This is a genomic window from Marasmitruncus massiliensis, assembly GCF_900186535.1.
GTDB lineage: Bacteria > Bacillota > Clostridia > Oscillospirales > Ruminococcaceae > Anaerotruncus > Anaerotruncus massiliensis_A.
Genome location: NZ_FYDE01000002.1, coordinates 42197 through 64347, shown reverse-complemented (window position 1 = coordinate 64347; position 22151 = coordinate 42197). Strand labels below are relative to the sequence as shown.

The following is a 22151-nucleotide window of genomic DNA, read 5'->3' as shown; positions in this document are numbered from 1 at the left end:
AGTCAAAATGCGGTTACACAGGTCAAATATCACCAGGTAAGTTCCATCCCGACGCCCACCTCCCGGACAGGGATGGCCTGATGGATGCGCGCTTTGGCAGCAAAGGAAACACAATGGCAGGGATATAATTCAGCAACGCGGTTTTTCTGAAAATACGCAATTGTCTGCGCAAGCCGAAAGTCGTCTTCAAACAGATGGAACCCGCCGATAACGCCGCGGATACGGCTGTCCTTACAGACTGACTTCGCATATTCAATGATGTTGCAGATTCCGCTGTGCGAACAGCCGGTAATCAGGCACAGCCCTTCCCTGCTTTGATAGACGAGCGCTGTATCGTCGAGGACGTAATCGTCCTCCAATCGACCGTCCAGTCTGCGCTTCCCAATTGGGGAACGCTTCTCGAATTCATTTGAGGATGGAACTTCCCCGAGAAAGGTCAGCCGCTCGGTCAGCTTTACAGGCCTTGCCGACAGCTCCAGCCGGCATTTTTCCCGTATCTGCTCCGCCGAGAGCGGCGAACCGATGGGCTCGCCGCTCTCGGTTTTTTCTTCAAACGCATCCGGATGCGCCAGAACTGCCAGACCGTTGCCCCGGTAAATTTTCAGCAGGTGAGGAAATCCGCCGGTATGGTCATTGTGTCCGTGGGAAAACACGACCGTAGAAACAGTGTTGAGGTCCAGCCCAAGTTTTCGCGCATTCTTAAGAAATAAGCCGGAATAGCCGGTATCAAACAGAATCCGCTGCCCGCCATCCTCAATGAAATAGCAGACGGCAGGCTCACCGCAGTAATACCGGTCAATGAAGGTGTTGTTGTCCGCCAGCACCGTAAGCTTCATGCAATTCCCTCCGAAATACGGCAGACCATATCAAACGAGAGAGTTGCTGATATGGCCTGTTTTATTTAATCGTTGAGTAGGCTAAGCGTGATTTCATACTTGGAATCAAGCGCGTTTTTATCTTTTGCCTGGTTTTTATATTTGCCAACCGCAGCGGTAGATTTTGATACCGGCTGCAAAGTGCCCGCGCCGGCTACACAGCCACCCGGACAGGCCATTCCCTCCAGCAGATAACCGTCGTATTTTCCTGCTTTCGCCAGCGTAAGCAGTTTTTTGCAGTCCTGAAGACCCTGCGCACAGGCAATTTTCACCTCGCGCTCCGGGTCGATGCGTTTGATGGCATCCGCCACAGCCTGCGCCACGCCGCCGCTGACGGCGAACCCCCGCCCGGCGGCGGTCGCTTCCTCCAGTGGGGTTTCCTCAGTGATTTCGTCAAATTTGACGCCCTTCGCCTCAAACATCCCCATCAGTTCCTCAAATGTCAGCACAAAGTCCACATCGCTGCGGATCGTGCGACGGCTTGCTTCAAGCTTTTTCGCCGCGCAGGGGCCGATGAACGCGATCTTACAGTCCCTATGCTCCTTTTTTTGCAGGCGCGCGGTCAGCACCATCGGCGTGAGCGCCATGGAAATATAAGGGGCAAGCTCCGGGAACAGTTTCTTAGCCATAACCGACCATGATGGACAGCAGGAGGTTGCCATAAACGGCTGGTTCGCGGGCACTTCGCGCATAAAGTCCTTCGCCTCTTCGATGGTGCAAAGGTCCGCGCCGACCGCTACCTCGACCACGCTGTCAAACCCGAGCCGTTTCATGGCGGCGGTAAACTTTTCGGGGGTCATGGCGGGGCCGAACTGCCCGATAAACGCGGGCGCCACAATCGCGATTACGCGGGCATTATCGCGCATGGCATGAATCAACTGAAAAACCTGGCCTTTATCCGAAATTGCGCCGAACGGGCAGTTTACCAGGCACATCCCGCAGGAAACGCACTTGTCATAGTCGATCGTGGCGATCCCCTGTTCGTCGCTGCGGATTGCGTCCATCCCGCAGGCTTTCGCGCAGGGGCGCTCCAGTTTGAGGATAGCGCCATAGGGGCAGGCCTCCTTGCAGCGCCCGCACTTTACGCATTTGGACTGGTCGATGACCGACTTTCCGTGGATGATCGAAACCGCGTTCTTAGGGCAAACCTCCTTGCAGGGGTGCGCCAGACAGCCCTGACAGGCGTCTGAAACATGGAACTGCTTATCAGGGCAGGCGTTGCAGGCAAACTTGATAATATTGACCAGAGGCGGGTCGTAATATTTCTCATCAATTGCACTCTCATCGATTCCCATTGAAACCGGTGCATGTTCATCCATCGGACGAAGCGGCAAACCGATGGCAAGGCGCAAACGCTCGCCGACAATCGCCCGCTCCAAAAAGATGGATTCCCGGTAGGTAGCGACCTCTCCGGGCACGATCTTATAGGGCAGCGCCTCTATGCGTGAATAGTCCCCGCCCTCATAGGCAAGGCGCGCCACTTCGGTAAACACTTTCCTTCTGATATCGGTTACAGAAGATACAATTCCCCTCATGCGATACTCCTTTTTCACAATTCATCATAATCTAACATCTTATTATTTCTGATTTCATTGTCCTTGTCAATTCATTCGCTATCTTTCACAAATATTTATCGTTATTTTCATCATACTTCACAGTTTACCTGTCTTTTGCGCATAGGATTATACGATTTCATTCCATGCACAGCACAGCAAAAAGCGGCAGGAAACCAACAGCGAAATTGGTTTCCTGCCGCGAAATCATATTTAAACAATGTCAAGATGCATTTTCCTATCAGGCGGTGGGAATGCCGCGTCCAGCTTTGCCAGGTCCCCCTGATCCAGAGGATACAGGACGGCGGCGGCATTCTGCTGCACATGCGCGGGTTTACCCGCTTTGGGGATTGCGATAATGTCAGGATGGCTCAACACAAATGACAACAGCACCTGCTCAGACGTGATATCGTATTTTTCAGAAATTTCCCGCACGGCAGGATGTTCCAGAAGTCCCTTGCGCAGCCTTCCTCCCTGTGCCAACGGACAATATGCCATCACCGGTATCTTGTGCGTACGCATCCATGGCAGGAGGCTGAATTCGATCCCGCGGGAGCCAAGATGATACAGCACCTGGTTCACCGCGCAGTTCTGCCCGCCGGGTGTCCTCCAGAGATCTTCCATATCGGCGGTATCAAAATTGGAAACGCCCCAGCGCTTGATTTTTCCCTGCCGGATCAGTTCCTCCATACAGCTCACCGTCTCTTCCAGCGGCACCCTGCCGCGCCAGTGAAGCAGGTAAAGGTCCAGCGTCTGCACTTTCATTCTTCGCAGGGAATCCTCACAGCTATGAAAAATCCTGCGTCGGTCCGCGTTATGCGGATAAACTTTGGAAACAAGGAACAGTTTCTCTCTCGGAAAAGAGCGGATTGCCTCCCCTACGGTGCGCTCGGCTGCGCCGTCGCCATACATTTCCGCCGTGTCCAGCAGGGTCATCCCAAGGCCGATTCCCATTTTCAGGGCTTCCAGCTCATTTTTATGGCGACCCGTCAATTCTCCCATATACCATGTGCCCTGCCCCAGCTGAGGCACCATGGTCCCGTCCGGGAGCCGGACTTTTTTGGCTTCACATGCCTTCCGTATTTCCGCTATACCGCCTTCTGTCATCGTAACCGCCCTTTCTGTCTACTTCACAAATTCAAATTTCGTAACGTCAAATACACCCATATCGGTAATCCGGATTTCCGGAATTACCGGAAGCGCCATAAAGGAAAGCGTGATAAACGGGTCAATTCCTTCCCGTACGCCTGCCTGCCGCGCGGTTTCGATCATTTTGTCAAGGTCCCGGATTAAAGTTTGGGCAGAGTCGCTGCTCATCAGCCCGCAGACCGGCAGGGCAAGCGTTCCCTTCACATCTTCGTCCGCAACGATTGTATAGCCGCCCTGCACCCGCGCCAATTCGCGGGCCGCGGCCGCCATGTCGGCATCGTTGTCGCCGACGACGATCAGGTTATGGGAATCGTGCGCCACGGTGGTCGCAACGGCCCCATGTGTCAGCCCGTAACCGGAAATCAATCCGACACCGATCATCCCTGTCGCGTGATGCCGTTCCACAACCGCGATCTTCCGCAGCGCGCCGGAAGCAATCTGCTCCTCGACGTTCTGCGCGCTGACTGATGATTTTTTTGTGGAAATCTGCCCCGGAATAATCTGGATAACGGGATATTTCTCCCTGTCGGGCAGGGAAAAGCTGGTTTTTTCCAGCGGCGCAAGATTGACTGTATGCAGAATGCCAGCCCCGGCAGTTACACCTTTTCTCGGCGTTGCATGCTCGGTGTAAGCTTTCCCGTCTTTGTAGACCTCATCGACAGAGAGTGCTTTCAAGTCGTTCAAAATGACAAGATCCGCACGATAGCCGGGCGCGACCGCGCCCACATCCCGCAGACCGTAAATGCGCGCGGCGTTGATGGTCGCCATCTGGATTGCCGCAACAGGGCGCATGCCCAATTCTATCGCCAGTTTAATATTATGCAGAATGGTACCTTCCCGCCGGATATCCGAAAGATGCTTATCGTCGGTGCAGAAGGCCATATTCATCGTATCAATCCCATTCGCGATCACGCCGGAAAGGATATCCCGCAGATTTTTGCTGGCGCTTCCCTCCCGCACCAGTACGGCCATTCCCGCCCGCAATTTTTCCAGCGCTTCCCCATAGGTAACACTTTCATGGTCGGTATGAATTCCGGCGGCAGCATAAGCCTGCAAGGCGTTTCCGGTGATGCCGGGGGCGTGCCCGTCAACCACGCGGCCGTCAAACAGTTCCAGCTTTGCCATCACTTCCGGGTCGCGCCCTGAAACGCCGGGATAGTTCATCATCTCACCCAGCCCGAGCACACGCGGATGGGAAAGAAACGGCGCCATCTTATCCGCTGTGAAAGCCGCGCCCGCATGTTCAAACGGCGTCGCGGGCACGCAGGAAGGAAGCTGCACATAATAGTTTATCGGCAGATCTTCCGAGGAGTCAAGCATGAACTGCACACCCTCCCCGCCGGCAACATTGGTAATTTCATGGGGATCGGTGATGACAGTGGTAACGCCCCACTTCAGTTCCTCAATGCAGTATGCCGGGGGCGTTACCATGGAACTTTCCACATGGCAGTGCGCATTGATAAACCCGGGAGCGACATACTTGCCGTCAAGGTCGACGTTGGATTTTCCGGAGTATTTGCCGACGCCGGAAATAACCCCCCGGGTGATCGCGATATCCGCGGACACAATTTCACCTGTGAATACATTGATGACTTTGCCGTTCTGCAGCACAAGGTCGGGACGCGTTTCGCCCAGAGCCGTTTGAATGAGCCAATCCTTTTTCAAGTGCGCTTCCTCCTTCACATCAAAATCACAAATTCATGATCACCGGATTGCCCTGCATTCCAGATAATACCGTTTTTCACAGGCGTGCCCCATCGAAAACGTTTTACGCGGCAGCGCGCCGTCCGCAATCACCGTCGGAAACAGCTCGGATTTTTGCATAGCCGGCAGCAGGAATCCGACTGCACGCTCCCTGTTGGCAAGCTGCACGGTCACCTCTTCGCCGTGAATGTAATCAACCTCGCCGCCGAAACGGTTCAGATACTCATCGATAAATTTTTGCAGCGTTCCGACAGCAAGCTGGCTCGAGGGGTTCTCCACAAACAGCTGTTCCCGCTTCCCGCCGGTCACAACCTCAAACGACTGCCGGCCGCCGGTCTTCGAAATATGGTAAAAGGATGCCAGCTCTTTCAGCACATGCGCGGGGTCGACATCGAACAGCACCCGGTGGATCGGTTCAAACTGCATGGCATCGTCGTGGATATTCACCAGTTCCACCAGCGCCCACCGTGCCGGATGGCGTTCCCACTCCGCCTGCGGGAGTGTCGTCCTGAGCTGTTCGTAACAGGCCTTGGCAGTTGCAAGCGAATGGTTTCCGTCGCCCACCGCGAACAGCAGCGGGGCCTCGCTTGCCATGGAGAGCCGTTCGGCCAGCTTTGCAAGCGCCGCGTCCACTTTTTGTGCGGCCGCACCGTTCACCTGCCAGCCGCTGATATTCCCGCCATGCTCCATCAAAGTGAAGTGATACACCTGTCTGAGCGTCTTTCTCTCCTGCGCCAGCGGCTCAATCACGGTTTTTTCGGGGTCGTCAATGAGAATCATAATATGCGGGGTCTCCAGAGGCGCATTTTCACGGACACGGATGCGCGGCGGCAGGCGGCTTTCCACCGTTCCCTCGGTGGGACGCACAGGAGAAGCCAAGCCTTTCCCGTACTCATACGCCATCAGGTCAATTCTGCCAACCAGCCCGCGGCGCACCTTACCCGGCATAAGGGTGCGTTCCAGATAAAGATAGCTGTCCGGCAGGCAGTCAAAAATCCCCTCATCCAGATACTGCCGCATGCTTTGATTAATCCGGCCAATCCGCGCCTGTACATCGGGCGCGCCGAGAAACACCTCCGATAAAATCATATGATACGTGGACGGCGTATTTCCAACCGTTTGTTCCACGCGGTTCCAATATTCCGGTTCCGAGGTATACTGGTCACAGGCCACAACACTCCACTTTTGCATATCTACTCCGTGCGGAAGCAAAATATCCGCCGGACAAAAAACAGTCCTGTTCATAAAAATTCCCGCCTTGCTGCTGATTCATTAGTATGATTATACAACAATCGGCTGAGAATGGCTAGCGTTTCTTGCCGTTTTATCATAAATCGCGGAAATTTATACCTGTATTGAGGGAAATGGTCTTGTAAATCTGTATACCACATCTATCCGGAGGATACATATAAATAGAGTGTGTTTTTATTGTTGCCAATAAAATTGAAAAATTTCCAATTGCTTGCAATAAAACTGGAAAAACTGCGCACCGTATGAATAGAGCTCATACAGCATCTGCATTATTTTACGCCGTGCATAGCGGAAAACACATCTGGTTTCAATGAAGTCGGGTGCAGACTGAACGACATCAGGGGAAAGACAGACGCTTTTTCAATATAAAAGGAGGATTTACAGCATGAAAAAATGGATTGCGCTTGCGCTTTCACTGGCTTTGATCATTATAACAGCCGTCCCCGCGTTTGCCGCGTCATCCTCGATTGTGGGGGAGCTTGTGGACGCTGACGGAAAAATTGCCAGCGACGGTTACGACACCATCCGGCCCGGTTCCGATTACTATTATGTCATCGCGCAGTCGGGTACCGGCTATGACAGCTATGTGGATGACGCGCTCATCAGGTTCTCCCTCAAAAAGAAGGAAGGCGGAAAATACATTACCGACGCAGACCTCGTTGAAAAGAAATTCGGGTCGACGCGGTATATCTGCATTAAATTTTCCGTAAAGGATAATTTTTCCGACGATGAATACAAGGTGGTCCTGGAAGCCAATTTCCGCGCAAAAAAAGACCTTGTCATCACCAACGCCACCAGCTACAACTCAGGACTCGCTTTCCCGGCGTTCCGTGCCGCCACTTCGTCGGACGGCTCGTATACGCAGGAACAGATCAACGCAGCGCAAGCCGCCTACAATAACGCGATCAGTGAGCGAAACACGCTGAACAACGAAATCGCGGCTCTCAAAACCGAAATTGCGGCTCTGGAAAAGCAAATAGAGGACCTGAATCAGCAAAACCAGCAGAGGCAGGCCCAGATCACCGCCGCCCAAACCGCGCTTTCCAACGAACAGACAAAATTAGCGCAACTCAAAACAGAGCAATCAGCCGCGCAGACCAAATATAATAACGCCAAATCGGCATGGGACGCCGCAAAAGAAGCTGCGGATCAAGCGGAACATCAGACCCAACAGAAGGCTCAGCTGGAAGCCGATTTGCAGCAGGCGAATACGGACCTTGCCGCCGCACAGGCACTTCAGGCCAAACTTGGCCCCGAGCAGTTTACAGCGGAGAATCCGAAACCGGACCCCTTTGTTCCAAAGACTTTGATCGACCGGTTCAACGCTGCAAACACGGCTGAACTGATCCAGGCATGGAATAACAGCTTGGTAGATTATACAGCTAAAGCCTTTACGCCGCTGGCGGAGGATAATTCGAACAACGCCGCGGTGGCTGCGGAGTTGAATGCTGAAATCATCCGAGTAAACGGACTAATTGCCGATGCGAATAACCGAATCGCGACAGCAACTGCAGATTTGAACAGCCTTGGCTCCGTGATTGAAATCGGCAACACCGAGTTGCAGGCCGCAGTCAATGCCGAGCAGTCCGCAAAAACAGAACTGAATACGGCAAACAGCAATGTAACAACACAGGAAACTGTTGTTACCGACGCCCAGAAAAAACTTAACGAGTTACAGGCATCCGCCTCCACGCCCGCAGATCTGGCCAATCAGCTTGCCGCCCAAAAAAGTGAACTAGCCAGCAAGCAGGCAGCACTTCCCGCCAAAGAAAAAGCGGTGACTGACACAAAAGCGGCGCTGGACAATATGCTTGCCGGAACTGGAAGCAATGTGCTGAAATCGGGCGATACGTTCACCCACACGTTCAAAATCTGGGTTCAGAACGAGAAAATCGAAGACAGCGACGCGACCTTTACCGCGGGCGAAAAAGGCGTCATTGTCAAGCCGGTCAAGAATGAAATCAATACGGTCACCTGGGAAGACAGTAACCGCACGTTGGCGGTTCTGACCTTCCGGGCAGACAGCGACGTCAGTTTCTACTGTCCGCGCCTGTCTACCCGCTGGAACTCCTTTGACTACGCCGATTATTTTGATGACACCGACGCTTATCTGTTTGATTTTGTCAGCAGCCCCACCATTCCAGCCAGCTCACGGCCCACCCTTTCCCTCTATAATCCATTTGTGGACGACGACGGCGATCTGACCGTCCGCACCAGCCGGATTCGTATCTATGAGATTGTGGACGGTGATCTTGAGGACGTGACCGATCTGTTCACATTTGAAAGAAACGAAGATGACGACTATGTAATGACCATCAAAACCCGCACCCTCGGCACCTATATCGTTTCGGACGGTGAAGCCGACCTGCCTGAAAGGCCGTCGGGGAATTACTCTGATGACGACGACATTGTAGTAGAAGTCCCAAGCGGCGGTTCCGTCACCGGGAATACCAAGCCTGTTCCGTTCACCGGAAGATAATCAGCCAGTCTTCTCCTAATATAAAAATGGGGCGCACTCCGAACTGGAGTGCGCCCCATGCTTTATCAGCTGATGACCGGCAACTTCTTCACAGACTTTTTCGCCTGCTCTTTGGTTTGAATCCATTCCGAATCTACACTTTTTTCCGCCAGCACATAAGTCCCGGGTTTACGGGTAGCGGTTACAAAGCAGGATTTGCCGTCCGAATCTTCCTGGGCTGAAAAATTCTTGGTGACATCTACCAGTTTATCATCATAGACCTGATAGATCTTCACCTTTTCGGGCTTGATGACAGGTTCCCCGTCGTCATCCAGATAGGGATTATAAATCGCGAGTGTAGGTACTGAAGTCGCCGGGATGGAAGGATTGACGACAAAATCAAAATAATAGGCATCCTGACCGTCAAATGCTTCCGCCGCAAGGCACTGATTCAGGCTTGTCAGCACCTTAAAATAAAAGCTGTCAGGGTCATCGTCCGCATGGAAGTTCAGGGCCGCCAGCGTGCGGTCCCCTTTCTCCAGGACAATTGAATTGTTATCGTTTGCGGTGGGCTCGATGATATATCCACTTGCCGCCGATACCGCGAGACTGAATGAAAGTGCGGTCAAAGCCGCAGCAATTCCCGAAATCAACTTTTTCATAGTCCGCCTCCTATGCTGTAATGATTTTATATTATATCATAAAGATTTAAAAAAATGGTGAACATTGGAAAAATCTTTTCCTGTTAAAAAGCTACGGAATTTAAAAAGTGAAACAATCCTGTCATTTTTCATAAAAGTGTCCTGATTCCTGCCAAAATCATAAAAATATGCTTGCCGTTTTAAAAATTTCCGTCTATTCTGTAAAGGGGAGCAATGCATTTTTCGGCAGTGGAGGGATAAAAATGATCATAGATATCTTTAAAAATATTATTTTAAATATGAGCCTGATGGTTCTGATCGCCTATCTGCTTACCAAGCTGCAACTTGTGAAAACATTCATCGCAACCGATACGGCAGACAAAAAGCGTAAACTTGCCATGTCGGTTATTTTCGGGCTTGTCGGCATCCTGTCTACCTATACAGGCATCCGTGTAAACGGGGCAATTGCGAATACACGTGTCATTGGTGTTATCGCGGGCGGAATTTTAGGCGGCCCCATTGTCGGAATCGGCGCAGGCATAATTGCAGGCCTGCACCGGTATCTGACCGATATCGGCGGTTTTACCGCTGTCGCCTGTGCGCTCTCTACGGCTGTGGAGGGATGCATCGGCGGATTATTCTCCAAGTATGTAAAAAAACATGAAAAAGATAGCTGGATGACCATTGCAATGATTACAACGCTTGCTGAATTTATTCAGATGGGCATTATTCTTCTGATTGCAAAACCGTTCCAGGACGCCTGGAACCTTGTACAGATGATTTCTATTCCCATGATCCTGTTCAATTCCGTCGGCGTAGCTATTTTTGTGAAAGTATTTGATTCCGTCTTTATCGAGCAGGACCGGGAAGCAGGCGATCGAATCCGTCTGGTGATGGACATCGCGGACCGCTGTCTGCCCAACCTGCGCAAAGGGCTTTATGACCGCAAAAGCCTGGATGAAGCAACCGAAATTATCCGAAGCCACGCATCCGTCTCCGGCGTGGCGGTAACCGACCGCAGAATGATTCTGAGCATCGCGGGCAGTGAACTGAAACGGCTGCACGTTTATCAGGAGCGTCCCCTGCCGCAGATCGTGCAGGAAGCAATTCGCACAGGCCAAGTGCAGATTGCCGAAGAAGCCGATGCGCGGGATGACTTTTTTGAATGTCTGACTAGGCTGACCGCTGTGTGCGCGCCGCTGACACAGCGGGGGGAAGTTATCGGGGCACTGGTTCTGTTTATCAGCAAATTCAAGCTGTCTCACGAGGTGGAGCAGGAGTTTATCAGCGGGCTTGCCAAGCTGTTTTCCACTCAGCTGGAACTTTCCCAGCTGGAATATCAGAAAAAGCTGCGGCAAAAGGCGGAATTTGAGGCTCTCCAAAGCCAGATCAACCCGCATTTCCTCTTTAACGCCCTGTCCACCATTACCTCGTTCTGCCGCGAAAAACCGGAACGAGCTCGAGAGCTGCTGATTGTTCTGAGCAACTATTTCCGCAAAACGCTGCAGTCGGAGCACTACATGATCAGCCTTTCCGAAGAACTCGAGCATGTCAATGCCTATCTGGAACTGGAAAAGGCACGCTTTGAGGAAAAGCTTGTGATCAGGGAAGATGTGCCCGCGGGCATCTCCTGCATAGTGCCCAGCTTTATTCTGCAGCCGATCGTGGAAAACGCGGTAAAGCACGGGGCCATGTCGACCGCCGGAGTCGGCAAAGTTTATATTACCGCCCGCGACCAATACGGTGTGACGCGCATCGCGGTGCGGGACAACGGTTCCGGCATCCCGGACAGCATTCTAAAAAAATTACGGGGCGGGACGATGGATAAGAATTCTGTCGGACTTGCCAATGTCCAGAAAAGGCTCAAAAGCATCTATGGAGAACCTTACGGCCTGCAAATACGGAGTTCCCGCCGCGGGACGGAAATCATCATCCGTATCCCCCACAAAATAACCGGAGGTGAATTGCTTGAAACTCGCAGTCATTGACGATGAGCGCCCCAGCCGCAGCGAACTGTGTCACCTGATTCTCGAATGCGCGCCGGGTATGCAGATCGACGAAGCCGACAGCGGTCAAAAAGCTTTGGAGCTTGCCGCCCAAAACCATTACGACGCGATGTTTATAGACATTCATCTGGGCGACATGACCGGTACTACCCTTTCCCTGATGGTGCGCAAGCTGCTTCCGCAGGTGCAGATCGTCTTTGCGACAGCTTATGACGAGTATGCCGTTAAAGCGTTCGATATGGACGCCGTGGACTTTATTATGAAACCGTTTGACCCCAAGCGGGTTGCCCGCGCGGTGCAAAAGCTGGAGGCACGGCTGAAAAACGTTTCGCCCGCGCCCCCAGCCCGGGAGGAGCAGCCCGTCTGCAACAAGGTTTCCATCTCTTGTGATAAGCGCCTCGTTCTGCTGGATATTCCCGATATCGCCTATATCGAAACCGACGGCAGGAACTGTGTGGTGCACACGGTAAACGGGGATTACACCTGCACCCAGCCCCTCAGCTATTTTGAAAGACGGCTTGCGTGCGCCCAGTTTTTCCGCATCCATAAGAGCTATCTGATCAACTTGCAGTATGTGGCGGAACTTTGCCCGTGGTTCAATGGGATGTCCTGTGTAAAGCTGAAAGGCTTTGAGTCGCATAACCTTCCGGTCAGCCGCAAGCAGATCAAACCATTGAAAGAACTGTTTGATTGTTAATAGTCCGTTCATATGTTATATGTTATTCAGCCATTATTTTGAACCACTTAAACACGAATCTATGCGTTTTATACAGAAACCGATGCATTTCTCCAAATTCAATGCTAAACTGGTTTTGAAAACAGAGAAAGCTCTGTAAAGTCAGAATGAGGAGGTTTTTGTATGATTACATTTCTGCTTTGCATCTGTCTGCTGATTGTCGGATATTTCACCTACGGCAAAGTCGTCGAAAAGGTGTTCCATCCGGACGATCGCCAGACTCCTGCAATCGCACTGCAGGACGGCGTTGACTATGTCCCGATGAACGACAAAAAGATCTTTCTGATTCAGCTTTTGAACATTGCGGGTCTGGGGCCGATTCTCGGCGCGCTGTCCGGAGCTCTATGGGGACCGGTAGTCTATCTGTGGATTGTTCTGGGCACCATTTTCGCCGGCGGCGTGCACGATTTCATGACAGGTATGCTTTCCATGCGCAACAGCGGCGGGAGCATCTCTGAAATCGTGGGCAAGTACTTAGGAACCGGCATGAAACAGGTTATGCGTGTATTTTCTGTCTTTCTGCTGCTGATGGTAGGCACCGTGTTTGCGGTGGGTCCGGCCGGCCTGTTGGCTATGCTGACCCCGAAATCCTTAGATAAAAACTTTTGGCTTATCGTAGTGTTGATTTACTATTTCCTTGCGACATTGCTTCCAATTGATAAGCTGATTGGACGTATTTATCCGTTCTTCGGCCTTTGCCTGATTATTATGGCAATCGGCGTTGGCGCCGGGCTGATGTTCGAGGGCTATCCCCTTCCGGAAATGACCCTGCAGAACCTGCACCCGAAGGGCACCCCCATTTGGTCGTTTATGTTCATAACGGTTGCGTGCGGAGCGATTTCCGGTTTCCATGCCACGCAGTCTCCGCTGATGGCACGCTGCCTTGCCTCTGAGAAAAAAGGGCGTCAGACTTTCTATGGCGCAATGGTCGCTGAAGGTATCATCGCCATGGTTTGGGCCGCTGCGGGCGTTTGCTTCTATGAAAATACCGGCGGTCTGCAGGCGGTTCTGGCTGACCCGAACATCGGGCCGAACGGCGCGGTTTATCAGATCTGCATGAAGATCCTTGGACCAATAGGCGGCGTTCTTGCAATGATCGGCGTTATTGCCTGCCCGATTACCTCCGGCGATACTGCGTTCAGGAGTGCAAGACTGACCATTGCCGACTGGTTCAACATCGATCAGAAGGCGATTAGACCCCGTCTGACACTGACAATTCCTGTGCTTGCGTTCGGCGCTATCGTAGGCGGTTTTGTGAATTACGCGGTTGTTTGGAGATACTTCTCCTGGAGCAACCAGACGCTTGCTATGATGGCTTTGTGGGCTGCTTCCGTCTATTTATGGCAGGAAAAGAAAAACTATTGGATGGCTGCCATCCCCGCCACCTTTATGTCCGCTGTCAGCGCCACCTATTTCTTTGCCGCAGACGAGTGCCTGCACTTTATGAAACTGGGGCTTCTCTCGCTGGCATACGGTCTTGGATTGCTGATTGCTGCGGTTTTCCTCGCAATCTTCCTGAAAACGACTGTTTTCAATAAAAAGGCAGCAAACCAGCCTTTAGCACAGTCCTAAACCAGATTTACCGAATCAATATAGTCTTCCGGACGTAAGAAGAGTCCCCGGCAATCGCTGGGGACTCTTTCCATTTTGAGTTATTATGGAATCGGAAGGAACCGGGGCTGTCTGTTCTCAAACAACGCCAGCCGCGTAAAGCCGGCCTCTTGCGCAATCGTGAGCGCAGCCGCAAGTCCTTTGCCAACATCCTCGGGACGGTGGGCATCCGAACCAATGGTTAGAATCCTCCCGCCCATGGAATAGAAAAGCCGGATCAGCTCAAACGAAGGCAGCGTTTCCTTCGCCGCCTGCCGCAGCCCCGAGGTATTGATTTCAATCCCCTTTTCCCGCTCAATCAGCCGCTTAAAAATCCGATGCACCTGTTCCCGGTAATCCATCAGATTTACTTTGATCCCGCTGCGCGCGGCATACCTCTTGATTAAGTCCACGTGCCCCATACAGTCAAAATCGCTCTGGTCTGCCAGCTGGTAAAGTTTTTCCAGATTGTCCAGACAAAGCACATTCAAATCAACCGTGTGATAATCTATTTCACCAACGTCGATATTCTGCAGCTTATGTACCGAACCTATGACATAATCGTACGGAAGGTTCCGCAGGATTTTCTGTTCCAGCTCAAGATCCAAATAAGACTGCCCCATTTCCACTCCGGCCCGGATGCGCAGCTGGCTGGAATACTGGGCACGGCAACGGTTCAGCTTATCAAAATAGTTCTCCAGATAGGAATAGGTGTATGGATTGGCGGGAACATTTGGCTGGAACATCTCAAAATGGTCGGTCAGAACAATTTCGTGCAGGCCCTGACGGATCGCGGCAAGGCACATATCCTCCATGGGCGCCCTGCCATCCGGTGAAACATTGCTGTGCATGTGATAATCCGCAACTGCGGTTTGCAACAGAAAGCCCCCCTGTTTCGATCTTTTAAATATTTACTTTGTTCAACTAAACAAAGAATAAGTTCCTTTTTTATTGATTATAACACATGTGCAAAACAAATCCACGGTCCATTTTGAATTTTACAATTTGATTTCCCTTTTATTGTTAAAATATCACAAAAGAGCGATGAAAAGGGAGTTCCTTTTCATCGCTCTTTCCCGATTCAACTGATGTTTTTAAGCAGCTTCTGATAGGTCCGCTGTAACGCCGCTTCAATCTGGTCAGCGTCTTCCAGCTCCAAAATTTGCCGGGCCAGCTGTTCTGTATCCCGCTTTGCCATGTGGCAGATCAAAAAACGTGCTGTTTTCAGCAGAGCCGGCGCCATGCTGAGTTTTCCGATTCCAAGTCCAATCAGCAGAGGCAGGAAGAGCGGGTTTCCGCCCAATTCCCCGCATACGCTGACTTCCGTTCCGGTTTTCAGGCCCGCCGCCGCAGTGTTGGCAATCAGCCGGATAACGGCCGGATGATAGGGACAGTAAAGTTTCTGCACATGGGGGTTCCCACGGTCAGCCGCTGTAACATACTGTGTGAGGTCGTTTGTTCCGATGCTCATGAAATCGCAGCAGGCCGCAAAGCTTTCCGCCATGACGGCGGCGGCGGGCGTTTCAACCATCATCCCAATCTTTACTTTCTCGCAGCAGGGCTGCCCCTTCTCCAGCAGCACGTGTTCTGCCTCACCCAGGCACCGCTTCGCCTCGACCAGCTCTGAAATCTCCGTCACCATTGGGAACATGATTTTGACCTGTTTTCCGGCAGACGCTGTGAGAATTGCTTCCAGCTGCCGCACAAACAGTTCCCGCCTTTCCAGACAGAGGCGAAGCCCGCGGTTTCCGAGGAACGGATTCTGCTCTTTCGGCAGGCGCAGGTAGGGCACCTCTTTGTCGCCGCCGATATCCAGCGTCCGAATAATGACTTCCCTTCCATCCGCCCTTTCCAGAACCGCGCGGTACGCGGCTTCCTGCTCTGCCATAGTTGGCTCAGCGGCACTGTCGGCATAAAGAAATTCCGTTCGGAACAGCCCGATTCCGTCATACTCCTCGTTTTGCAGGGCATCCATGTCCCGGGGACTCCCAATATTCGCACAGAGCCGGACGATCTCACCATCTTTGGTAACAGCCTGACGGCAATCCAACCGGTCAACTTTTTCGCGGAACGCGTGCTGAGAATCTTGTTTCTGCAAGTAGCTCTGAACTGTCTGCGCGTCGGGATCAAGAATTAGTTCGCCGGTTTGTCCGTCCATGACAGCATTCTGATGCTGCCCGAGGGCAGAGAGTACCTGCCGGACGCCGGTAATCGCAGGGATTCCCATTGATTTCGCTAAAATTACGGTGTGGGAGGTTGCTCCCCCCTGCTCGGTGATCAGGCCGCCAAGCCGCTTTTTGTCAAGCAGGAAAGTATCCGCCGGAGTCAGCTCATAAGCGGCGAGAAGTACTTTACTTTCCCCCTCCGGCAGGACCAGGCCGGGTTCTGCGCCTTTCATACGGTTGATCAGCAGGTTCCCGACATTCCGGATATCGTCAGCGCGCTGCCTCAGATAGTCCTGCTTCATGCCGGCAAACCTTTGGGCGACGGCTTCACATTCCGCCCCAATGGCCTGTTCCGGCGGCTCGCCCGCCGCTATCCTGCGCTCCATCGGCTGAAACAAATACGCATCCTCCAGCAGCATCTGATAGGCGGTGAAAATTTTTGCCTGTTCCTCTCCTACCTCTTCCAGCGCACGCTGCCGGAGCTGTTTCATCTGTTCAACGCAGGCTGCCCTGGCAGTGGCAAACGTCATTTCCTCCGCAGGGTCCGACGCCTGTTTGGTATAAAGCACAATAGTTCCTATCGCAATCCCGGGCGCTCCGGGATTCCCTTTTATGGTTTGCATGAACTGACACTCCAAACGGTTGACCCATTATTCGCCTATGCCTGCGGATATCAGCACACGGTTCTCCGAAAAGGTATTTACCGGCGTGAAATTTGCCGCTTTCCCGCAAGAGCCGGTCAGGCGGATATAACGGGAAGTGATTTCCTTTGCTTTCGCCTCGATGTCGATGAGCAGCTGAAGATAGTCGTAATCCGGATTTTTCTCCAGTGCGTCCTGCGTGAAGTCGCGGCAGTAGTTGAAAATATCGGTGCAGATATTGACCTTGTTGATGCCAGCCTCCACCGCCATCCGGATATTTTCGTCCCCTGAGCCCGACCCGCCGTGGAGCGCCAGCGGCACATTGGTCGCTTCCCGTACCTTGCGGATGATATCAAAATTCAGCTTGGGTACAAATCCGGCCGGGTATTTGCCGTGCGCTGTTCCGCAGGCAATTGCCAGACAGTCGACCTGCGTGGCTTCGACAAACCGGACGGCATCTTCGGGCCTGGTGTAGAGGTTTTCCTTGCAGCCGTCCATGTCCGCCGCTTGGCCCACATGGCCGATTTCTCCTTCCACTGCAACCCCCTGCGGATGGCATAGCTCCACGACCTTCTGTGTACGCAGGATGTTTTCCTCCATAGAATAGGCGGACGCGTCGATCATAATGGAGGAAAAGCCATACCGGAACGCGCAGGTGATGTACTGCCATTCCTTCCCATGGTCCAGAATCAGCGCCACCGGCACATTGGTTTTCTCCGCCAGGCGTTTGATCATCGGCACCATTACATCCGCGTTCCCGTGCCGGGACATCTGTCCCTGTCCCAGCAGGATAATCAGCGGAGCCTGCAGCTCATCGGCCGCGGCGATCTCGCCGCGTGCCAGTTCCAGATTCACCGCCGTGCAGGCAGCGACAGCATAATGATGCTTCACAGCGTCATCCAGAATGTGCTTCACCGTCGTATACAATACAAATCCCCCCTGTTTTCCGTTTTTTCCGGTCTGGACAATCAGAAATTCATATCAAGGTCGCCGACAGAGACCTCTTTCTCTCCCGCGGCGGCCGCATCCTCCTTCAGCGTCGGCTTCAGCAGGACAAGGATAGCCGCCGTCACCGCCGAGCCGATCACAAGCGCCAGCAGGAAAAGCATCGGGTGTTCCATAATGGGAACCACAAAGATTCCGCCATGGGGAACCGTGCAGGTCACCCCCCACATCATGCTCAGGCCGCTTGCGACCGCGGAACCCGCCATAGTGGACGGAATGACGCGGAGGGGATCGGCGAGCGCGAACGGGAGTACACCCTCTGTGATGAAGCAAAGTCCCAACGGGAACGCCGCTTTTGCCGCTTCCATTTCTTCCGGCAGGAACTTTTTACGCCTGCTGATGAATGCCGCCAGCGCGACCCCCAGGGCCGGGGTCATACCGCCGATGATTTTCGCGGCGGTCGGGCCATAAATTCCCTCCGCCAGCAGGGCATTGCAGAAAAGGCTCGCGGTCTTGTTGACCGGGCCGCCAAGATCAAAGCCCATCATCGCGCCGATCAGTGCGCCAAGTGTAAATTTGGAACCGCCCTGCATGCCTTTCATCCATTCAACCACTGCCGACTGGAGCGCGGCAATCGGTGCGCCGAGCAACAGATAAAGGACCAGGCCGACCACCAAAGTAACAATCAGTGGGATAATGAGTACCGGGACAAGCCCCGCAATCGCCTTTGGTGCTTTTGCAAATGCCTTTTTAAGCGTTAACACCAGATAGCCAACGAAGAACGCCGCCACAATGCCGCCTAAGAACCCGGCTTTGATGTTGGCGCAGATCATGCCGCAGATCAGGCCAGGCGCAATGCCGGGGCGGTCTGCGATAGAATAAGCAATATAGGCCGTAATCACCGGTACGACCAGTCCCATTCCGGCAGAACCAATCGAGTTAATCATCCATGGGATTGTCCCCTCCGCATCGCCCACAAGGGCGCCGCCCAAAAGCTTTGCGATCGCCATGCAAAGACCGCTCGCCACGACCAGCGGAATCATGTAGGAAACGCCGGTTAAAAGATGCTTTTTAATATCGGACCATTTCATACTCATAACCTCCCGTTCTTCTTCCTCATTTTGCTGCAGCTTGGATGCCCAGTTTCTGTTCGATTTTTTCCAGCATGGATTTCGGGGATTTAATCACCATTTCCGTCGGGACATTAACAACCTTTTTCCCCTCAAAGCGTTCCCGGCCCTTGATGCCGATGTCCGCCGCGATAATGACGACATCCGCCCTGCGGATGTCATCTTTGGTCAGCTCATCCTCAACCCCGATGGTCCCCTGTGTTTCAATTTTGACCCGATGTCCCCGTTCTTTTGCGGCCAAAACCAGCTTCTCCTTCGCAATGTAGGTATGCGCAATGCCTGCGGTACATGCCGTGATTCCAATGATGTACATCTTACTCCTCCTCTCTTTCTTGTTTATCCGCCGAGTATTTCAGACAGTTTCTGCTGACTTGTGCACATAGTCAACTGCTCGCAGACTCCGGGACGCGCGAGCATCCGGGCTACTTGGGACATCAGCTTTACAAAATAGCTGTTTTTATCACGTACGCCCACTGCAAACAGTATGATGACGCGTACCGGCTCGCCGTCAACGGTTTCCCATGCAATCGGTTTTTTCAGCCGGGCAATGGAGATACAGGTTCTGGCAACTACCTCTGATTTGCCATGCGGAATAGCGATCCCCCCTCCGATTCCGGTATGGCCTTCCGATTCCCTCAGATAGACATCCCTGATAAACTCCTCCGCGGAGGTGATGCTCCCATCCCTGTAAAGCATTTCGCAAACCTTCTCCAGTGCCTCCGCCTTGTCAGCTGCTTCTAAATCAAAATCAACGGCGTTCCAGTTGATAACTTCGCCGATCTTCATCTTCTCATCCTCCATCAGGAGCTTCATCCTTCCTTCTTAAACGTACGTGAGAACGTCAAGCAGCTTCTGTAGTGCCTCCTCTTCATCCGGTCCATCCGCTGTAATTTCCACCTCGTCTCCTTGGCAAGCGCCGAGGCACATCACCATTAAAATGCTTTTTCCGTCAAATTCCCCTGAATCGCCTGCTTTTTTCAAAATGATCCTGCTGTCACAGCGGGCAGCCGCGGCGCAGAAATCTGACGCAGGGCGGGAATGAAGCCCTTCTTCGTTTTGAATCACCACTTTTATGGATTTCATTTGGAATTCTCCTCCCTGATCAGTTGGTTTAAAAATTCTGCAAGCTTTTCCGCGTCGTGCAGTTTCTTTAACCCGCGAAGCCTTTCACTATCGTCGATCAATGAAACCAAAGCGGAATAAAATTTGACAATCTGTGCTTTCATATGCAGGACATCTTCCATATTGAATGCTAACAGAAAAATCATCTCTATGCTGGAACCGCCATACCAAGGCATCGGTTTTTCCAGCAGCGCGACCGACACCACCGGCCGCATCACAAATCTGGTAAATCCGTGTGGAATAGCAACTCCGCTACCGATTTCCGTGGAGGTAATCTTCTCGCGGTCAAGCACCGACTGCGTAAACGCCTCTGCGACATAACCTTTTTCCACCAGCTGCCCGCACATTTCCCGCAGCAACTGTTCCTTACCGCGTGTCCGCGGAAAGATGCGGACCAACCGGCTGTCAAACAGACCCCTTTCCCAGATTTCCTGTTGTCTGGAGATCCGGTTCATTTTGCGCCGGCGCACCTTCTGCATCTGGGATTGAATTGCTTTGACGTCATAGGGAAGCAGAAAGTTGTCAACCACTATGACATCCTTTCCCGCAAAAACCGGTGGGACCTGATGGGTTGTAATAATGAAATCACAGCCGCTCGCCTGAATACGTTCTATATCACGCGTTGTGACAACATCTACGATTTCCAGATTTCCGAGTCCCCGTTCAATCCGCTCCTTAAGCAGCTGTGAAATCCCGACTCCGTAATTACACATCATACAGGCCCGGCAGACGACATTTACCCGCTCGACCGCTCCGCCGATATACAGTGCGATAAATCCGATTTCATCTTCATTGACCTCTACCCCCAACTCGTTTTCAAACAGAATACTTGTCGCCCACGCCGCCGCATAGATATTTGGGTAACGTGTTTTAATTTTTTCCAGCAGCGGATTTTCCGACGGGAGCGTGCAGTGCTTGCGAGCAATCGCAGAACGCAGATAAAGGAACAGACTGCTGGCGAGCGATTCATCCGATTTCAGATTTACTTTCAGGATATCTTCCACCAGCGTGATCAGCTTCACCGTAAATTTGCACAGCTTATGGAATGCATTTTCACACTGTAAGTGGGTTTCCACAATTGTAAACCTCTGTATTTCCGAAATTCCGGCAATAAACTCGATGTAATCAAGCTCGGCCTCTGTAAACCGGGTTTTATAGAGTTTCCCCAGCTCTCCAGCCAAAGCCTCTGCAAGCATATGGTTGAACTCGTTTTCCTCGTGGGCCTTGCGTGGAGCCGTGTCACCTTTTGTGTTGTGGCGAAAAACCATAATGGAAAGCAAAAAGAGCATTTGCCGCTGGGAATCATAACTCAGGCTGATACCGAACTGTTCCTCCATCCAGCGCATGGCTTCGATGACGCCTGCCGCGTCAAAGCCGTCCAGAAAACGGCGCAGACGGCCGACGCCCATTTCACCGAACAGATTCCGATCCTGCTGCTCCTCCGGCTGCACCGCAAGAAACACTCTCCACATGGCAAGGCGCCAGTCAAACTCATCGCACAGGATACAGATTCCCTGCCCGCGCCGGCGTTGCAGCAGAATATTACAGTCTGCCAGCCACTGTTCGGCCAACGGGAGCGCCTTCTCCAATCCGGAACGGCTAATATAAAGGGATTGTTCGAGATATCCCATGCTGGTTCTGCGTCTGCGCAGCAAAACGCCGCAAATCTGAAGGATTCTGTCTTCCACACCGTCGCCCGCTTTTGTATCCTCTTTCATTAAGCTTTGCAGCTTTTCCCACTCTGGCGGCGTTATATTTAACCGCATCCCATAACTTGGTTTTGCCGAGAGTGATCCTGTATTGGCTTGCTGCAAAAAGCATTTGATTTCCGTAAGGTCATTTCGGACAGTCTTCGGCGAAACCGCAAGCCGTCCAGAAATAGCTTCGGCAGTAATAAATCCGTCTGTTTCATGCAAAATCCCGAGTATGCTGCATTCACGTTGACTTAGCATGTTTATGCCCTTTCCAATTACTGCGGTCTGTGGCCTTCCGCTGTAATTACATTATATCATAGGAGCCTGCGCTGATAACGTCCGACAGAATGGCAGAATCCCTGCAAAAATCCGCGTATTGATTACCACAATGCCCAACTGCCGTCAGCTATGCATTCCGGTTCCTAATTGATTTGATTATACGATCCCGCCTGTGGAGAATAAACAGAAATATGCAGATAAACCAGATACGC

General features: G+C 52.4%; 18 protein-coding genes. 4 read left to right on the top strand and 14 right to left on the bottom strand.

The annotated features are described in order from the left end of the window. Positions 1-29: 29 nt before the first annotated feature. The 5 genes from C1A10_RS00700 to C1A10_RS00680 all read right to left on the bottom strand — a co-directional run bounded on the left by C1A10_RS00700 (position 30) and on the right by C1A10_RS00680 (position 6526). Positions 30-836, bottom strand: a complete 807-nt coding sequence (locus C1A10_RS00700) for an MBL fold metallo-hydrolase (protein ID WP_101908396.1) — start codon at positions 834-836, stop codon at positions 30-32. A gap of 65 nt (positions 837-901) precedes the next feature. Beyond that, a complete protein-coding gene (locus C1A10_RS00695; RefSeq protein ID WP_101908395.1) occupies positions 902-2410 on the bottom strand; it encodes a 4Fe-4S dicluster domain-containing protein in 1509 nt (502 codons plus the stop codon). A gap of 231 nt (positions 2411-2641) precedes the next feature. Further along, positions 2642-3535 (bottom strand): aldo/keto reductase, encoded by an 894-nt coding sequence (locus C1A10_RS00690; protein WP_101908394.1) that lies wholly within the window; start codon positions 3533-3535, stop codon positions 2642-2644. 18 nt (positions 3536-3553) lie between these two features. Then, on the bottom strand, positions 3554-5242 hold the full coding sequence (gene ade, locus C1A10_RS00685) for an adenine deaminase (protein WP_101908393.1): 1689 nt from the start codon (positions 5240-5242) through the stop codon (positions 3554-3556). Between the two features lie 39 nt (positions 5243-5281). Further along, on the bottom strand, positions 5282-6526 hold the full coding sequence (locus C1A10_RS00680) for a DUF1015 domain-containing protein (RefSeq protein WP_101908392.1): 1245 nt from the start codon (positions 6524-6526) through the stop codon (positions 5282-5284). 391 nt (positions 6527-6917) lie between these two features. On the opposite strand from C1A10_RS00680, the gene C1A10_RS00675 reads away from it, so the two are divergent. Then, the gene (locus C1A10_RS00675; RefSeq protein ID WP_101908391.1) at positions 6918-9011 is read left to right on the top strand and encodes a coiled-coil domain-containing protein; all 2094 of its coding nucleotides are present in this window, start codon (positions 6918-6920) and stop codon (positions 9009-9011) included. Between the two features lie 65 nt (positions 9012-9076). Here C1A10_RS00675 and C1A10_RS00670 read toward each other — a convergent pair whose 3' ends face one another. Then, positions 9077-9652: a hypothetical protein gene (locus tag C1A10_RS00670; RefSeq protein ID WP_101908390.1), complete on the bottom strand. Its 576-nt coding sequence runs from the start codon at positions 9650-9652 to the stop codon at positions 9077-9079. Positions 9653-9894: 242 nt separating this feature from the next. Between C1A10_RS00670 and C1A10_RS00665 the strand changes: the two genes are divergently transcribed. From C1A10_RS00665 to C1A10_RS00655, 3 genes are all read left to right on the top strand, one after another. Next, complete coding sequence (locus C1A10_RS00665; protein ID WP_180950925.1) at positions 9895-11619, top strand: LytS/YhcK type 5TM receptor domain-containing protein; 1725 nt, start codon at positions 9895-9897, stop codon at positions 11617-11619. After that, positions 11600-12334: a LytR/AlgR family response regulator transcription factor gene (locus tag C1A10_RS00660; protein WP_101908388.1), complete on the top strand. Its 735-nt coding sequence runs from the start codon at positions 11600-11602 to the stop codon at positions 12332-12334. The genes C1A10_RS00665 and C1A10_RS00660 overlap by 20 nt, the downstream gene beginning before the upstream one ends. 162 nt (positions 12335-12496) lie before the next feature. After that, positions 12497-13945: a carbon starvation CstA family protein gene (locus C1A10_RS00655; protein ID WP_101908387.1), complete on the top strand. Its 1449-nt coding sequence runs from the start codon at positions 12497-12499 to the stop codon at positions 13943-13945. Positions 13946-14028: 83 nt separating this feature from the next. Here the strand turns inward: C1A10_RS00655 and C1A10_RS00650 are convergent, their stop codons facing one another. The 8 genes from C1A10_RS00650 to C1A10_RS00615 form a co-directional block, all read right to left on the bottom strand. Next, positions 14029-14841 carry a histidinol-phosphatase HisJ family protein gene (locus C1A10_RS00650; RefSeq protein WP_101908386.1) on the bottom strand — a complete coding sequence of 271 codons (813 nt, stop codon included), beginning with the start codon at positions 14839-14841 and terminating at the stop codon, positions 14029-14031. A gap of 203 nt (positions 14842-15044) precedes the next feature. Next, entirely contained in the window at positions 15045-16751 is a 1707-nt protein-coding gene (gene ptsP, locus C1A10_RS00645) for a phosphoenolpyruvate--protein phosphotransferase (protein ID WP_101908385.1), read from the bottom strand. Between the two features lie 27 nt (positions 16752-16778). Continuing rightward, on the bottom strand, positions 16779-17696 hold the full coding sequence (locus C1A10_RS00640) for a class II fructose-bisphosphate aldolase (protein WP_101908384.1): 918 nt from the start codon (positions 17694-17696) through the stop codon (positions 16779-16781). A gap of 41 nt (positions 17697-17737) precedes the next feature. After that, a complete protein-coding gene (locus C1A10_RS00635; protein ID WP_101908383.1) occupies positions 17738-18805 on the bottom strand; it encodes a PTS fructose transporter subunit IIC in 1068 nt (355 codons plus the stop codon). A 25-nt stretch (positions 18806-18830) separates the two neighbouring features. After that, positions 18831-19157 (bottom strand): PTS fructose transporter subunit IIB, encoded by a 327-nt coding sequence (locus C1A10_RS00630; protein WP_101908382.1) that lies wholly within the window; start codon positions 19155-19157, stop codon positions 18831-18833. 23 nt (positions 19158-19180) lie between these two features. Then, positions 19181-19645, bottom strand: coding sequence for a PTS sugar transporter subunit IIA (locus tag C1A10_RS00625; RefSeq protein ID WP_242968795.1), 465 nt, complete (start codon positions 19643-19645; stop codon positions 19181-19183). Between the two features lie 21 nt (positions 19646-19666). Beyond that, positions 19667-19927, bottom strand: coding sequence for an HPr family phosphocarrier protein (locus C1A10_RS00620; RefSeq protein WP_101908381.1), 261 nt, complete (start codon positions 19925-19927; stop codon positions 19667-19669). Further along, complete coding sequence (locus C1A10_RS00615; protein ID WP_242968794.1) at positions 19924-21684, bottom strand: BglG family transcription antiterminator; 1761 nt, start codon at positions 21682-21684, stop codon at positions 19924-19926. Before C1A10_RS00615 ends, C1A10_RS00620 begins: the two co-directional genes overlap by 4 nt. Positions 21685-22151: the final 467 nt, after the last annotated feature.

What these genes read in the sequence shown, in the direction of transcription:
- C1A10_RS00700 (WP_101908396.1), bottom strand. Translation starts at nt 836, where the DNA reads ATGAAGCTTACGGTGCTGGCGGACAACAACACCTTCATTGACCGGTAT.
- C1A10_RS00695 (WP_101908395.1), bottom strand. Translation starts at nt 2,410, where the DNA reads ATGAGGGGAATTGTATCTTCTGTAACCGATATCAGAAGGAAAGTGTTT.
- C1A10_RS00690 (WP_101908394.1), bottom strand. Translation starts at nt 3,535, where the DNA reads ATGACAGAAGGCGGTATAGCGGAAATACGGAAGGCATGTGAAGCCAAA.
- C1A10_RS00680 (WP_101908392.1), bottom strand. Translation starts at nt 6,526, where the DNA reads ATGAACAGGACTGTTTTTTGTCCGGCGGATATTTTGCTTCCGCACGGA.
- C1A10_RS00675 (WP_101908391.1), top strand. Translation starts at nt 6,918, where the DNA reads ATGAAAAAATGGATTGCGCTTGCGCTTTCACTGGCTTTGATCATTATA.
- C1A10_RS00670 (WP_101908390.1), bottom strand. Translation starts at nt 9,652, where the DNA reads ATGAAAAAGTTGATTTCGGGAATTGCTGCGGCTTTGACCGCACTTTCA.
- C1A10_RS00665 (WP_180950925.1), top strand. Translation starts at nt 9,895, where the DNA reads ATGATCATAGATATCTTTAAAAATATTATTTTAAATATGAGCCTGATG.
- C1A10_RS00655 (WP_101908387.1), top strand. Translation starts at nt 12,497, where the DNA reads ATGATTACATTTCTGCTTTGCATCTGTCTGCTGATTGTCGGATATTTC.
- ptsP (WP_101908385.1), bottom strand. Translation starts at nt 16,751, where the DNA reads ATGCAAACCATAAAAGGGAATCCCGGAGCGCCCGGGATTGCGATAGGA.
- C1A10_RS00635 (WP_101908383.1), bottom strand. Translation starts at nt 18,805, where the DNA reads ATGAAATGGTCCGATATTAAAAAGCATCTTTTAACCGGCGTTTCCTAC.
- C1A10_RS00630 (WP_101908382.1), bottom strand. Translation starts at nt 19,157, where the DNA reads ATGTACATCATTGGAATCACGGCATGTACCGCAGGCATTGCGCATACC.
- C1A10_RS00625 (WP_242968795.1), bottom strand. Translation starts at nt 19,645, where the DNA reads ATGGAGGATGAGAAGATGAAGATCGGCGAAGTTATCAACTGGAACGCC.
- C1A10_RS00620 (WP_101908381.1), bottom strand. Translation starts at nt 19,927, where the DNA reads ATGAAATCCATAAAAGTGGTGATTCAAAACGAAGAAGGGCTTCATTCC.
- C1A10_RS00615 (WP_242968794.1), bottom strand. Translation starts at nt 21,684, where the DNA reads ATGAAAGAGGATACAAAAGCGGGCGACGGTGTGGAAGACAGAATCCTT.